This window comes from Leclercia sp. TB492 (genome assembly GCF_049974505.2).
Taxonomy (GTDB): Bacteria; Pseudomonadota; Gammaproteobacteria; order Enterobacterales; family Enterobacteriaceae; genus Enterobacter; species Enterobacter adecarboxylatus_C.
This window is the reverse complement of record NZ_CM127572.1, coordinates 3,814,726-3,828,216: the sequence shown is the minus strand read 5'-3', so window position 1 is coordinate 3,828,216 and position 13,491 is coordinate 3,814,726. Positions and strand designations below refer to the sequence as shown.

Genomic DNA, 13,491 nt, shown 5'->3' with positions numbered 1-13,491 from the left:
GAGTACAGGTGATAACGTGGATAAGGCTGTCGTCCCGGCGGAAAAGAAGCAGTACCAGGAGATTGGCGAGGATTTACGCGCCCAGATCATCCAGGGGCACTATCCCGTGGGCTCGCGTCTGCCGCCGGAGCGCAATATTGCGGAAACCTACGGCGTCAGCCGCACCATCGTGCGGGAAGCGCTGCTGATGCTGGAGTTACAGGGTACCGTGGATATCCGTCAGGGCTCCGGCGTCTACGTGATGCGCATTCCCGAAGAGCATGAGAACGAGGAAGAGCGTCTGTTAAAAAGCGACGTTGGCCCGTTTGAGATTTTGCAGGCGCGCCAGCTGCTCGAAAGCAACATCGCCGCCTTTGCCGCCAAAATGGCGACCCGGGCGGACATCGACAACCTGCGTCGCATCATTGAGCAGGAGCAGCGGGCGATCGCCGCCAACGACAACAGCCAGGACAACAGCAAGATGTTCCATCTGGTGCTGGCGGGCGCCACGCAGAACCAGATGCTGCTGGCGACCGTCGAAAGCGTCTGGCACCACATGGACAGCAGTCCACTGTGGCAGCAGTTTAACGTTCATATCGCCAGCAGGGCGTATCGCCTGAAGTGGCTGGGCGACAGGCAGACTATTCTGGCCGCCCTGCGTCGCCGCGACGTGATGGGGGCCTGGCAGGCGATGTTCCAGCATCTGGAAAATGTCAAAAAGAGCCTGCTGGAACTCTCCGATGAAGATGCCCCGGACTTTGACGGCTATCTGTTTGAGTCGGTGCCCATTTTCCAGGGGAAGCTGGTGTGATTATTCAACCGCTGTACGCCGCCCCACAGCATGCGGAGCAGGTGATCGACTGGCTATGGCAGGCCTTTGGCGACGGGCTGCCGCGCGACTTTTTTGCCAGCGTAGTGACTTACAGTCAAACGCCGGGCGCGCTGCCGCTGACCTTTATTGCCACTCAGGGTGAACAGCTACTCGGCACGGTGGGGCTATGGCGCTGCGACCTGATCACCCGCCAGGATCTCTATCCGTGGCTGGCGGCGCTGTACGTGGATGAAGCCGCGCGCGGGCAGGGGCTGGCGGGGAAATTACAGCAGCACGTGCAGAAATATGCAGCCGGGATCGGCTATCGCGAACTGCATCTCTGGTCCGCCTGCCGCGATTTCTATGAACGCTACGGCTGGCACTACATGGGTGACGGTCTGGAGTACCCGGACAAAACCGTGCATCTCTACCGCTATTCGCTGGCGGACTCTGCCGGTGGTGTGACCGAGTGACGACGCACCAGCGTCGGGCTGAAGACATGCGTAATCTCCGGCGGCTGACGTTTGTCCGCCAGTGACAGCGCCAGCTCCGCCGCCTGGGTCGCCATGGTGACGATTGGGTAGCGCACCGTAGTCAGCCGCGGCCGTACATAGCGCGAGATCAGGATGTCATCGAAGCCGATCAGCGAAATATCTCCCGGCACGTCAATCCCGTTATCGTTCAGCACCCCCATTGCTCCGGCGGCCATAGAGTCGTTGTAACAGGCGATCGCCGTAAAGTTACGCCCCCGTCCAAGCAGCTCCGTCATCGCCTGCTCACCGCCGCGCTCATCGGGTTCACCGTAAGTGACCAGACGATCGTTGCAGGGCAGGTCGTTCTCGCGCAGTGCATCGTAGTAGCCCTGCAGCCGATCTTCGGCGTCAGATATGGCGTGATTGGAGCAGAGGTAGCCGATGCGGGTATGTCCCTGCTGGATCAGGTGGCGGGTGGCAAGCCAGGCGCCGTAGCGATCGTCCAGCGACACACAGCGCTGCTCATAGCCGGGAATAATACGGTTCACAATTACCATGCCGGGGATCTGCTTCATCAGATGAACTAGCTCTTCATCCGACAGCTTTTTGGCATGCACCACCAGTGCCGCGCAGCGATGGCGGATCAGCTGCTCAATCGCCTGACGCTCTTTCTGCTCATTGTGGTAACCGTTGCCGATCAGCAGAAAATTGCCGGTGTGGTAGGCGACCTGCTCGACGGCTTTCACCATCGCGCCGAAAAAGGGATCCGACACATCGCCCACCACCAGCCCGACGGTATCGGTGGACTGCTGAGCCAGCGCCCGGGCGTTGGCGTTCGGGTGATAGTTCAGTGACTCCATGGCGGTCAGCACCGCCTGGCGGGAGGTTTCGCTGGCTTTGGGGGAATTATTGATGACGCGTGAAACCGTGGCGACAGAAACACCCGCCAGTCGGGCCACATCCTTAATTGTCGCCATTCTCTACCTTCTCATTGGGGTAAGCGTTTACACACTAAATAGTGTTGCGGAAAAGTCAGGCGTATTCAAGCGCAGGGCGGTGAGGCAATTCACAAAGGTGACACGTGGCTGCGGAAATTGTGTAATCGTTACACAGCGAAGCGTGACAGAAGCGGGTGAATTTGAATCTTTGGTTACACTTTGCCTCAGGCTGTTGCGATTGTCTGCTGGCAGGGATTTAGTCGCCGTTGCTACATTTGAGATCCCAGAGGTATTGATAGGTGAAGTTGACCCGCGGTTAACTGACACGCTTTACACCAGCCTGCGTTCTTACGCAGGTTTTTTTTGCTTGTTGTTCAACATGTAACAGCCGCCGAAGAAATTCACACCTGGTTGCACTTCGGCTCATTCCCTTGCTTTTTTGCGCTGGTGAAGTCGATGGCCTGGATCCACAATCAAGATCCCAGAGGTATTGATTGGTGAGAATTCTTAGTACGTACTGCGTACTCATCTCTTGCACCAGCCTGCGCAGATGCGCAGGTTTTTTTTTGTCTTTATCCGGCTGTCGCTCCTGCTGCACTTCTCGTGTAATCTGCCACAATTTACCGTAACCCGGCTAATTGAAAGGCAAAGGGAGTTGAAATGCTATTTGGGTTCTTCCGCACGCTGTTCCGTATTCTTTTTCGCGTCCGTCTGACGGGCGACACCCGGGCATTGCACGCCGATCGCGTTCTTATTACCCCCAACCACGTCTCCTTTATTGACGGTATCCTGCTGGCGCTGTTTTTACCCGTGCGTCCGGTATTTGCGGTCTACACCTCCGTCAGCAAGCAGTGGTACATGCGCTGGCTGACGAAGCTGATTGATTTTGTCCCGCTCGACCCGACCAAACCGATGATGATCAAACACCTGGTGCGTCTGATTGAGCAGGGGCGTCCGGTGGTGATCTTCCCGGAAGGGCGTATCTCCATTACCGGCTCGCTGATGAAAATCTATGACGGCGCGGGCTTTGTGGCAGCGAAATCCGGTGCCACTGTGGTGCCGGTGCGCATTGAAGGGGCAGAACTGACCTTTTTCAGCCGCCTGAAAGGGCTGGTGAAACAGCGCTTGTTCCCGCGCATCACCCTGCATCTGCTGCCGCCGACCTCCTTGCCAATGCCCGACGCGCCCCGTGCCCGGGATCGACGTAAAATCGCCGGTGAGATGCTGCATCAGGTCATGATGGAAGCCCGGATGGCGGTGCGCCCGCGGGAGACCCTGTATGAGTCGCTGCTGACGGCGATGTACCGCTATGGCGCGAAGAAAAACTGTATCGACGATATCAATTTCGCCCCTGATAGCTATCACAAGCTGCTGACCAAGACCTTGTTTGTGGGCCGTATTCTCGAAAAATACAGCAAGCAGGGGGAAAAGATCGGCCTGATGCTGCCCAACGCCGGGATCAGCGCCGCGGTGATCTTTGGTGCCGTTTCTCGCGGGCGTATCCCGGCAATGCTGAACTACACCGCCGGCGTGAAGGGGCTCGGTAGCGCCATCACCGCCGCGCAGATCAACACCGTGTTCACCTCACGTACCTTCCTCGATAAAGGTAAACTCTGGCATCTGCCGGAGCAGCTCACCCAGGTGCGCTGGGTCTTCCTCGAAGATCTGAAAGCGGAAGTTACCGCTGGCGACAAGCTGTGGATTTTTGCTCACCTGCTGATGCCGCACCTGGCGCAGGTTAAACAGCAGCCGGAAGATGCCGCGGTGATCCTCTTTACCTCCGGTTCGGAAGGGAGCCCGAAAGGGGTGGTTCACAGCCATAAAAGCCTGCTGGCTAACGTCGAGCAGATCAAAACCATCGCCGACTTCACCGCCCGGGATCGCTTTATGTCGGCGCTGCCGCTGTTCCACTCCTTTGGCCTGACGGTGGGGCTGTTCACGCCCTTGCTGACCGGGGCCGAAGTATTCCTCTACCCGAGTCCGCTGCACTACCGCATCGTGCCGGAGCTGACCTACGACCGTAACTGTACGGTGATTTTCGGCACCTCGACCTTCCTCGGCAACTACGCCCGTTTTGCCAATCCCTATGATTTCCACCGCGTGCGTTATGTGGTAGCCGGGGCGGAAAAACTGCAGGAGAGCACCCGCCAGCTGTGGCAGGACAAATTTGGCCTGCGCATTCTGGAAGGCTATGGCGTGACCGAGTGCGCGCCGGTGGTCTCCATTAACGTGCCGATGGCGGCGAAACCCGGCACCGTCGGGCGCATTTTACCGGGGATGGACGCGCGTCTGCTCGCCGTTCCGGGTATCGAAGAGGGCGGACGCCTGCAGCTGAAAGGGCCGAACGTGATGAACGGCTACCTGCGGGTAGAAAATCCGGGCGTGCTGGAAGTGCCGACGGCGGAAAACGTTAACGGTGAAGTGGAGACCGGCTGGTACGACACAGGGGACATTGTGCGCTTTGACGAGCAGGGCTATGTGCAGATCCAGGGTCGCGCAAAACGCTTTGCCAAAATTGCCGGAGAAATGGTGTCGCTGGAGATGGTGGAACAGCTGGCGCTGGCCGTATCGGCAGACAAAATGCACGCCACGGCGGTGAAAGCCGATGCCAGCAAAGGTGAGGCGCTGGTGCTCTTCACCACTGACAGCGAGCTGAAGCGCGAGCAGCTTCTTCAGCATGCGCGTGAACATGGTATCCCGGAACTGGCCGTTCCACGCGATATTCGTTATCTGAAACAACTCCCGGTGCTGGGTAGCGGCAAACCGGATTTTGTCACCCTCAAAGGCATGGTTGACCAGGCGGAGTCGCATAATGAGTGAGTCAGTACCCACTAACACCTCCATCTGGTCGAAGGGGATGATGGCGGTTACTGCCGCCCAGTTCCTCTCTGCCTTTGGTGATAACGCGCTGCTGTTTGCCACCCTGGCGCTGCTCAAATCCCAGTTTTACCCGGACTGGAGCCAGCCGATCCTGCAGATGGTGTTTGTGGGCGCTTACATCCTTTTCGCCCCCTTTGTCGGTCAGGTGGCGGACAGCTTCGCCAAAGGGCGGGTGATGATGTTCGCCAACAGCCTGAAGCTGCTGGGTGCCGCCAGCATCTGCTTTGGCGTGAATCCATTTATTGGCTATACGCTGGTGGGGATCGGGGCGGCAGCCTACTCCCCCGCCAAGTACGGTATCCTCGGTGAACTGACGACGGGCGATAAGCTGGTCAAAGCCAACGGGCTGATGGAGGCCTCGACCATAGCGGCGATCCTGCTGGGCTCGATGGCGGGTGGGGTGCTGGCAGACTGGCACGTGCTGGCGGCGCTGGGGATCTGCGCGGTGATGTATGCCGGGGCGGTGATCGCCAACCTGTTTATCCCGAAACTGCCGGCGGCCCGTCCGGGTCAATCCTGGCGCTTTACCCCGATGACCGCCAGCTTCTTCAACGCCTGCCGCGTGCTGTGGCGGAACGGCGAAACCCGCTTCTCGCTGCTGGGAACCAGCATGTTCTGGGGCGCGGGGGTGACGCTGCGCTTCCTGCTGGTGCTGTGGGTGCCGACGGCGCTGGGCATTACCGATAACGCCACGCCGACCTATCTCAATGCGATGGTGGCAGTGGGCATTGTGCTGGGTGCGGGGGCCGCAGCGAAGCTGGTAACGCTGCAAACCGTCGCACGCTGCATGCCCGCCGGGATCCTGATCGGCGTTGTGGTGCTGATCTTCGCGCTGCAGCATGCGCTGTTGCCAGCCTATGCGCTGCTGTTCCTGATGGGGATCTGCGGTGGTTTCTTCGTGGTGCCGCTGAATGCGCTGCTGCAGGAGCGCGGGAAGCAGACCGTCGGGGCAGGCAACGCCATCGCGGTGCAAAATCTCGGCGAAAATGCCGCCATGCTGCTGATGCTCGGACTTTACTCGCTGGCCGTTAAGGTGGGTGTGCCGGTGGTGGGCATTGGGGTCGGCTTTGGTGGCCTGTTTGCGCTGGCGATTGCGGCGCTGTGGATCTGGCAGCGTCGGCGGTGATAGGGTGGCGGCTACGCCTTACCTGATCTACAAACCCTGCCTTTGACCTGGCGGATGTGTCGGGTGGCGGCTTCGCCTTACCCGACCTACAAACCTTGCCTTTGACTTTGTAGGCCCGGCAAGCGCAGCGCCGCCGGGCAATCAGGCGGCGCCGGAGCGATTTGATGCCCTCTTCCACGAGGCAGAGGAATCCTCAGTAATTTTATTGCCTTTAAAGCAATGAAATAATCACCTGATAATAAAGGGCTTACAGCGACTCCCTGGTCCGGCTGAAAATCGCCGAAGCGTTTCCGGAAGGCCGGGGCGAGGCGGCGAGCCCCCCTGGCACGTTCACCGGTTCAGGCCTGGCAGAGAAGCAAGGAACCTGAGGTGAACGGAACCACCTCCTGAGTCGCATGCTCCCCCTCACCCTAACCCTCTCCCTCAAGGGAGAGGGGATAGTCCGTGTGAATATTTTTGGTGGGGATCCCTTAGCCCACGAGAAGAGGGCGCACCTATTAAAAAGGCAACTTACGTTGCCTTTTTGCTTTTGTCAGGGTGCCGGGTAGGTATACACCTGATGCACCGCTTCAATCTCCGCTAACACCTCTTCGCTCAGCTCCAGATGGATGCTTTCAACGTTAGTTTTCAGCTGTTCCATGGTGGTTGCGCCCAGCAGGGTGCTGGCTACAAACGGTTGACGGCGCACAAAGGCCAGCGCCATCTGCGCCGGATCGAGCCCGTGACGTCTGGCGATATCCACATAGGCCGCCACCGCTTTCTGCGTCTGCTCGCCGCTGTAACGGGTAAAGCGGCTGAACAGCGTATTACGCGCCCCCGCCGGTTTTGCACCGTTGAGATACTTACCGGTCAGCGTGCCGAAACCGAGGCAGGAGTAGGCCAGCAGCTCAACGCCTTCATACTGGCTCACTTCCGCCAGACCCACTTCGTAGCTGCGGTTCAGCAGGCTGTAGGGGTTCTGGATGGTGACGATGCGCGGCAGGTCGTGCTTATCCGCCAGATGCAGATAGCGCATCACGCCGAAGGCCGTTTCGTTAGAGACGCCGATGTAGCGGATTTTCCCCGCGCGCTGGCATTCGGTTAAGGCTTCCAGGGTTTCCAGCAGCGTGACGACCGGTGCGCTGTCGCTCCAGCTGTAGCCGAGCTTGCCGAAGCAGTTGGTCGGACGCTGAGGCCAGTGAACCTGATACAGGTCGAGGTAATCCGTCTGCAGACGCGTCAGACTGGCGTCCAGCGCGGCGCGGATGTTCTTACGATCGAGGATCTGATTCGGGCGAATGCCGCTGTCGTTATTGCGCGACGGGCCGCTGACCTTGGAGGCAACAATCAGCTTTTCGCGGTTGCCGCGTTTTGCCAGCCAGTTGCCGACGTAGGTTTCGGTTAAGCCCTGGGTTTCCGGGCGTGGCGGAACCGGGTACATTTCAGCAACGTCAATCAGGTTAATGCCCTGGCTGACGGCATAATCGAGTTGTGCATGGGCATCGGCTTCGCTATTTTGTTCACCAAATGTCATCGTGCCCAACCCCAGTTGGCTTATCTCAAGAGCGCTATGGGGGATACGGTGATATTGCATAGCCGGCTTCCTTAGTTGACATGTTAAGCGTGTCAGGAAATTCCCGACGAAGGACAATAAACATGGCAGAGGGGAAGCGAAAGGGGAAGAGAAAAATCAAAAGGCCAGCAAGTTGCTGACCTTCAATACTATCTTTCGATAATCTGCGAAACGTCGTCGCGGTTAATCTGCATATTATTACCCTGCTGATCGCGGTAGCTGACCAGACCGGTATCATCGTCGACTTCGGGTTTGCCGTCGGTCAGGATCATGCGGCCATCTTTCGTCGCCATGACGTAATCGCTGCTACAACCTGAAACGGCAAACGCTAAACCAACAGCCGAGATTATCACTGCCCATTTTTTCATTCTTATTACCTCCACCTGGCTCGTATCACATCTTATTGTAGTAATAACCCGGGCATTGGTTTTCACAAAGCGGTGAAATCTGAAAAAACAGGCAAATATGTGATAAACGGCATAATTCTGGCTAAAAAATCAGGTATTCAGTAGAAAGTGACGGGCTAACAGCGCACCCGTGAAGTTCTTTTTCAAATAAAAGCCGCGGGGCAGGGTCAGGATCGGTTCCCCGCGCGCGCCGATGGCCTCGGTGAGGGCTTTACTGTTTGCCGCTTTGGGCCGCAGCTGGAGCACTTCACCGTGGCGGGCGGTGATACGCTCAACCTGACCCAGCACGATCATGTCCATCAACTCCTCCCAGTCCAGGCGCAGCTGACGATCTTCCTCCTCATCCGGGCTCCAGATCAACGGCGCACCGACGCGCCGTGCCGCCAGCGGGATCGCCCGATCGCCCTCCACCGGGATCCACAGCACGCGCTTTAGCTTATGCCGCACGTGGCTGCTCTCCCAGGTGATCCCGGTATTGCCGGTTAACGGCGCCACGCAGACAAAGGTGGTTTCCAGCGGACGGCCCAGGCTGTCGATCGGAATGGTCTTCAGCTCCACCCCCAGCGCGGCAAAATCCTGTTCAGGTTTGCTGCCCGCGCTGGCCCCCAGCCACAGCTCCAGCAGAATGCCCGTCCATCCCTTATCACGCTTAAGATCGGGTGGAATGGGCAGACCGGCCAGGGCGGCGAGTTCTCCCAGCGAGTATCCCGCCAGGCGTTGCGCTTGTTGCAGTAATGCCGCTTCCGTTGCGGGGGGAGACGTCAGGGGAACAAGGGGAAGCATGATCGTTGCCTTCTGGTTAAAAAGTGAACAGCAGTTTTCCACCGCACGGTCTGAGTTTATCTTTTTCTTTTTGCTGGTGCCAGGTGGATGATTTATCAGCCTTTTTATCACCTGTAATTCCGTTTCGCTAAGGGAGCTCTCCCGGTTGTTCAAATCTGGTCACTGACAATAAACAGGATCTTACACCCTGTTATCCACAGAAAAATGGGATAACTGGGAATAACCCCCACTACTGTTTCCATTTACAGCCTTGACGTGGGACGAAAATCGAAAAATCAGACAAAATGTGCCTAACTTATTGGCACAATCTGTGGATAAAACCGACGTTGTTCGATCTTTCATCAGTGCCAGGATCTTTAAGGTGATGTACATCACACTATGCCGTGTAATTCAGGTAATTTATAATTTAACTCCATGAATTATAGTGATTTGTAAAAATCACTCATCTCTGTAATATTCAGAGTGATCTGGGTTGTCCATCGGTAATTCCACACTTCTTCACAACTCTATCCACAGAAAAAGTGAATAAAATTGCCCTTCAGACCGGTCATCTGTTTATAACTCAGCTGATAATTGTGAGTTATTCAAATGTTATTAGGCTCCAGGCCAGAAAGAGAGTGGTTTACCGCCTCACTGGAGTGTGAAACAATCATTTATATATAAGGTTTAGTTTGGGGTAGTCCGGTGATTGATGACGATGGCTACCGCCCGAATGTAGGTATCGTAATTTGTAATCGCCAGGGTCAGGTTATGTGGGCCCGGCGATATGGTCAGCACTCCTGGCAATTTCCCCAAGGTGGGATCAATCCAGGAGAGTCCGCAGAGCAAGCGATGTATCGGGAGCTGTTCGAAGAAGTTGGCTTAAGCCGCAAGGATGTTCGCATTCTGGCTTCGACCCGCAACTGGTTGCGTTACAAGTTACCGAAGCGTTTGGTGCGTTGGGACACAAAGCCGGTATGTATCGGCCAGAAACAGAAATGGTTTCTTCTGCAATTGGTGAGCAGCGATGCGGATATCAATATGCAAACCAGCAGCACGCCCGAATTTGATGGCTGGCGCTGGGTCAGCTACTGGTATCCCGTTCGTCAGGTCGTGTCGTTTAAGCGCGACGTTTACCGTAGGGTGATGAAAGAGTTCGCAAGTGCTGTGATGTTGCTGCAGGAGACCCCTCCTAAGCCGCAGAGCGCACCTGCCTGGCGACGTAAAAGAGGTTAAGCTACGCACATTATGCTCACCCGCCTGCGCGAAATAGTCGAGAAGGTGGCCAGTGCCCCACGGCTCAACGAGGCGCTGGATATTCTGGTCACGGATATCTGCCTTGCGATGGAAACCGAGGTGTGTTCGGTCTATCTGGCCGACCACGACCGCAGGTGTTACTACCTTATGGCCACGCGCGGATTAAAAAAACCGCGTGGTCGTACCGTTGCGCTGGCATTTGATGAAGGTGTTGTGGGTCTGGTCGGGCGACTGGCGGAACCCATCAACCTTGCCGATGCGCAGAAACACCCCAGCTTTAAATACATCCCCTCCGTAAAAGAGGAGCGCTTCCGCGCATTCCTCGGCGTACCCATTATTCAGCGCCGTCAGCTCCTTGGCGTGCTGGTAGTACAGCAGCGTGAGCTGCGCCAGTACGATGAAAGCGAAGAGTCGTTCCTCGTTACGCTTGCCACGCAAATGGCCGCCATCCTCTCCCAGTCCCAGCTGGCAGCGCTCTTTGGTCAGTACCGGCAGACGCGCATTCGCGCTTTACCGGCCTCGCCGGGCGTCGCGATTGCAGAAGGCTGGATGGACGCCACGCTGCCGTTAATGGAGCAGGTTTACGAAGCCTCGACGCTGGATACCGCCCTTGAGCGCGAACGTCTTACCGGCGCGCTGGAAGAGGCCGCCAACGAGTTTCGCCGCTACAGCAAGCGTTTTGCTGCCGGGGCGCAGAAAGAGACGGCGGCGATCTTCGATCTTTATTCGCACCTGCTGTCCGATGCCCGGCTGCGTCGGGAGCTGTTTGACGAGGTCGACAGCGGCTCGGTCGCGGAGTGGGCGGTCAAAAAGATCATCGAAAAATTCGCCGAACAGTTTGCCGCCTTAACCGACGGCTATCTGAAAGAGCGTGCCGGGGATCTGCGCACCTTAGGCCAGCGTCTGCTGTTCCATCTCGATGACACCATCCAGGGGGCCAACACCTGGCCGCCGCGCTTTGTGCTGGTGGCGGATGAGCTATCTGCAACCACCCTCGCGGAACTGCCGCAGGATCGGCTGGCCGGGATCGTGGTACGCGATGGTGCCGCCAACTCCCATGCCGCCATTATGGTGCGTGCGCTGGGGATCCCGACGGTGATGGGCGCGGACATTCAGCCCTCGGCACTGCACCGACGCACGCTGGTGGTCGACGGCTATCGCGGCGAACTGCTGGTCGATCCTGAACCGGTGCTGTTGCAGGAATATCAAAAGCTTATCAGCGAAGAGAATGAGCTGAGCCGTCTTGCCGAAGATGATGTTAATCAGCCTGCGGCGCTGAAAAGCGGTGAGCGAATCAAAGTGATGCTCAATGCCGGGTTAAGCCCGGAACACGAAGAGAAGCTCGGCAGCCGCATCGATGGCATTGGTCTCTATCGCACAGAAATCCCGTTTATGCTGCAAAGCGGCTTCCCTTCTGAGGAGGAGCAGGTCGCGCAGTATCAGGGCATGTTGCAGATGTTCAACGACAAACCGGTGACGTTGCGCACTCTGGACGTTGGCGCGGATAAGCAACTGCCGTACATGCCGATCAGCGAAGAGAACCCCTGCCTGGGCTGGCGCGGGATCCGCATTACCCTCGATCAGCCGGAGATCTTCCTGATCCAGGTGCGCGCCATGCTGCGCGCCAATGCCGCCACCGGTAACCTCAGCATTTTGCTGCCGATGGTCACCAGCATTGACGAGATCGATGAGGCCCGCCGTCTGATCGAACGCGCCGGGCGTGAAGTCGAAGAGATGATCGGCTACGAAATTCCGAAACCGCGTATTGGGGTGATGCTCGAAGTCCCCTCAATGGTCTTTATGCTGCCGCAGCTGGCGAGCCGGGTTGATTTCATCTCGGTGGGTACCAACGACCTGACCCAGTACATGCTGGCGGTGGATCGCAACAACACGCGGGTGGCGAGTATTTACGATAGCCTGCACCCGGCAATGCTGCGCGTGCTGGCGATGATTGCCCGCGAGGCACAAGAGCAGGGGCTTGACCTGCGTTTGTGCGGCGAGATGGCCGGTGACTCAATGTGTGTGGCGATCCTGATTGGCCTTGGCTTCCGTCACTTATCCATGAACGGACGCTCCGTCGCCCGCGTGAAGTATCTCCTGCGCCATATCGACTTCGAAGAGGCGCAGCTGCTGGCGAAACGCAGTCTTGAAGCACAGCTGGCAACGGAAGTACGCCATCAGGTGGCGGCCTTTATGGAGCGTCGCGGCATGGGCGGCCTGATCCGCGGCGGGCGTTAAGCACCGGGTATCCCTTCCTCCTCGGGGAGGGATACAAACTGCGCGAAGTCTCTATACACATCTTTTACATCTCGGGCGCAACCTCCACGCTCGCTTGTGCTATGATTCGCAACTTTGGAGCGCAGGGTACACCTCTGCGCGCATCTCTGCCGCTGTCCACTTTCAGCGGAATAACAACATCTTGTGGTGACAGATGAACAGTGGCTATCTGCATTTTCCGGAGTTTGATCCGGTCATTTTCTCAGTAGGACCCGTTGCGCTTCACTGGTACGGTCTGATGTATCTGGTCGGTTTCGTCTTTGCCATGTGGCTGGCTGGCCGTCGTGCCAAACGCCCTGGCAGCGGCTGGACCAAAGACGAAGTGGAAAACCTGCTGTATGCCGGTTTCCTCGGCGTTTTCCTCGGTGGACGTATCGGCTATGTGCTGTTCTATAACTTCCCGGTCTTCCTGGCCGATCCGCTCTACCTGTTCCGCGTCTGGGATGGCGGCATGTCCTTCCACGGTGGCCTGATCGGCGTCATCCTGGTAATGGTCATCTTCGCCAAACGTACCAAACGCAGCTTTTTCCAGGTGGCTGATTTTATTGCACCCCTGATCCCGTTTGGTCTGGGCGCAGGTCGTCTCGGTAACTTTATCAACGGCGAACTCTGGGGCCGCGTCGATCCGAGCGTATCATTCACCATGCTGTTCCCGCAGTCCCGTGCCGAAGATATCGCGCTGCTGCCGTCGCATCCGGAGTGGCAGTCGATTTTCGATACCTACGGCGTTCTGCCGCGCCATATGTCCCAGCTGTACGAGATGGCGCTGGAAGGTGTGGTGCTGTTTATCATTCTGAACCTGTTCATCCGCAAGCCGCGCCCGACGGGCTCCGTATCGGGCCTGTTCCTGATCGGTTATGGTGCGTTCCGCATCATCGTTGAGTTCTTCCGCCAGCCGGATGCGCAGTTTACCGGTGCGTGGGTGCAGTACATCAGCATGGGACAGATCCTCTCTGTGCCAATGATTGTGGCAGGCATCTTGATGATGGTCTGGGCGTATCGTCGTCCACAGCAACAGGTCTCCTGAGG

11 protein-coding genes are annotated in these 13,491 nt (G+C 57.5%); 7 read left to right on the top strand and 4 right to left on the bottom strand.

Annotated features, from left to right (window positions below; translation table 11 throughout):
• Positions 1 to 16: 16 nt before the first annotated feature.
• Positions 17 to 790, top strand: coding sequence for a GntR family transcriptional regulator (locus ACP4QI_RS18055; protein ID WP_142486975.1), 774 nt, complete (start codon positions 17 to 19; stop codon positions 788 to 790).
• A complete protein-coding gene (locus ACP4QI_RS18050; RefSeq protein ID WP_142486974.1) occupies positions 787 to 1,263 on the top strand; it encodes a GNAT family N-acetyltransferase in 477 nt (158 codons plus the stop codon). The genes ACP4QI_RS18055 and ACP4QI_RS18050 overlap by 4 nt, the downstream gene beginning before the upstream one ends.
• Here the strand turns inward: ACP4QI_RS18050 and galR are convergent.
• A complete protein-coding gene (galR, locus tag ACP4QI_RS18045; protein WP_142486973.1) occupies positions 1,224 to 2,240 on the bottom strand; it encodes an HTH-type transcriptional regulator GalR in 1,017 nt (338 codons plus the stop codon). The two genes, ACP4QI_RS18050 and galR, sit on opposite strands and share 40 nt — an antisense overlap.
• Before the next feature lie 621 nt (positions 2,241 to 2,861).
• Between galR and aas the strand changes: the two genes are divergently transcribed.
• A complete protein-coding gene (gene aas, locus ACP4QI_RS18040; RefSeq protein WP_426495696.1) occupies positions 2,862 to 5,021 on the top strand; it encodes a bifunctional acyl-ACP--phospholipid O-acyltransferase/long-chain-fatty-acid--ACP ligase in 2,160 nt (719 codons plus the stop codon).
• Positions 5,014 to 6,207 (top strand): lysophospholipid transporter LplT, encoded by a 1,194-nt coding sequence (lplT, locus tag ACP4QI_RS18035; RefSeq protein WP_285111924.1) that lies wholly within the window; start codon positions 5,014 to 5,016, stop codon positions 6,205 to 6,207. Before aas ends, lplT begins: the two co-directional genes overlap by 8 nt.
• Positions 6,208 to 6,739: 532 nt before the next feature.
• On the opposite strand, the gene ACP4QI_RS18030 is transcribed toward lplT, so the two are convergent.
• The 3 genes from ACP4QI_RS18030 to mutH form a co-directional block, all read right to left on the bottom strand.
• Positions 6,740 to 7,780 (bottom strand): NADP(H)-dependent aldo-keto reductase, encoded by a 1,041-nt coding sequence (locus ACP4QI_RS18030; RefSeq protein ID WP_426495695.1) that lies wholly within the window; start codon positions 7,778 to 7,780, stop codon positions 6,740 to 6,742.
• A 128-nt stretch (positions 7,781 to 7,908) separates the two neighbouring features.
• The gene (gene ygdR / locus ACP4QI_RS18025) at positions 7,909 to 8,127 is read right to left on the bottom strand and encodes a lipoprotein YgdR (protein ID WP_032613767.1); all 219 of its coding nucleotides are present in this window, start codon (positions 8,125 to 8,127) and stop codon (positions 7,909 to 7,911) included.
• Positions 8,128 to 8,256: 129 nt separating this feature from the next.
• Entirely contained in the window at positions 8,257 to 8,949 is a 693-nt protein-coding gene (gene mutH, locus ACP4QI_RS18020; RefSeq protein ID WP_285128483.1) for a DNA mismatch repair endonuclease MutH, read from the bottom strand.
• A gap of 684 nt (positions 8,950 to 9,633) precedes the next feature.
• Here mutH and rppH point away from each other — a divergent pair.
• The 3 genes from rppH (at position 9,634) to lgt (ending at position 13,489) form a co-directional block, all read left to right on the top strand.
• A complete protein-coding gene (gene rppH, locus ACP4QI_RS18015; protein WP_142486968.1) occupies positions 9,634 to 10,164 on the top strand; it encodes an RNA pyrophosphohydrolase in 531 nt (176 codons plus the stop codon).
• 12 nt (positions 10,165 to 10,176) lie between these two features.
• Positions 10,177 to 12,423 carry a phosphoenolpyruvate--protein phosphotransferase gene (gene ptsP, locus ACP4QI_RS18010; protein ID WP_142486967.1) on the top strand — a complete coding sequence of 749 codons (2,247 nt, stop codon included), beginning with the start codon at positions 10,177 to 10,179 and terminating at the stop codon, positions 12,421 to 12,423.
• Between the two features lie 193 nt (positions 12,424 to 12,616).
• Complete coding sequence (lgt, locus tag ACP4QI_RS18005) at positions 12,617 to 13,489, top strand: prolipoprotein diacylglyceryl transferase (protein ID WP_156264560.1); 873 nt, start codon at positions 12,617 to 12,619, stop codon at positions 13,487 to 13,489.
• Positions 13,490 to 13,491: the final 2 nt, after the last annotated feature.

What these genes read in the sequence shown, in the direction of transcription:
- ACP4QI_RS18030 (WP_426495695.1), bottom strand. Translation starts at nt 7,780, where the DNA reads ATGCAATATCACCGTATCCCCCATAGCGCTCTTGAGATAAGCCAACTG.
- ptsP (WP_142486967.1), top strand. Translation starts at nt 10,177, where the DNA reads ATGCTCACCCGCCTGCGCGAAATAGTCGAGAAGGTGGCCAGTGCCCCA.
- lgt (WP_156264560.1), top strand. Translation starts at nt 12,617, where the DNA reads ATGAACAGTGGCTATCTGCATTTTCCGGAGTTTGATCCGGTCATTTTC.
- mutH (WP_285128483.1), bottom strand. Translation starts at nt 8,949, where the DNA reads ATGCTTCCCCTTGTTCCCCTGACGTCTCCCCCCGCAACGGAAGCGGCA.
- galR (WP_142486973.1), bottom strand. Translation starts at nt 2,240, where the DNA reads ATGGCGACAATTAAGGATGTGGCCCGACTGGCGGGTGTTTCTGTCGCC.
- aas (WP_426495696.1), top strand. Translation starts at nt 2,862, where the DNA reads ATGCTATTTGGGTTCTTCCGCACGCTGTTCCGTATTCTTTTTCGCGTC.
- ygdR (WP_032613767.1), bottom strand. Translation starts at nt 8,127, where the DNA reads ATGAAAAAATGGGCAGTGATAATCTCGGCTGTTGGTTTAGCGTTTGCC.
- lplT (WP_285111924.1), top strand. Translation starts at nt 5,014, where the DNA reads ATGAGTGAGTCAGTACCCACTAACACCTCCATCTGGTCGAAGGGGATG.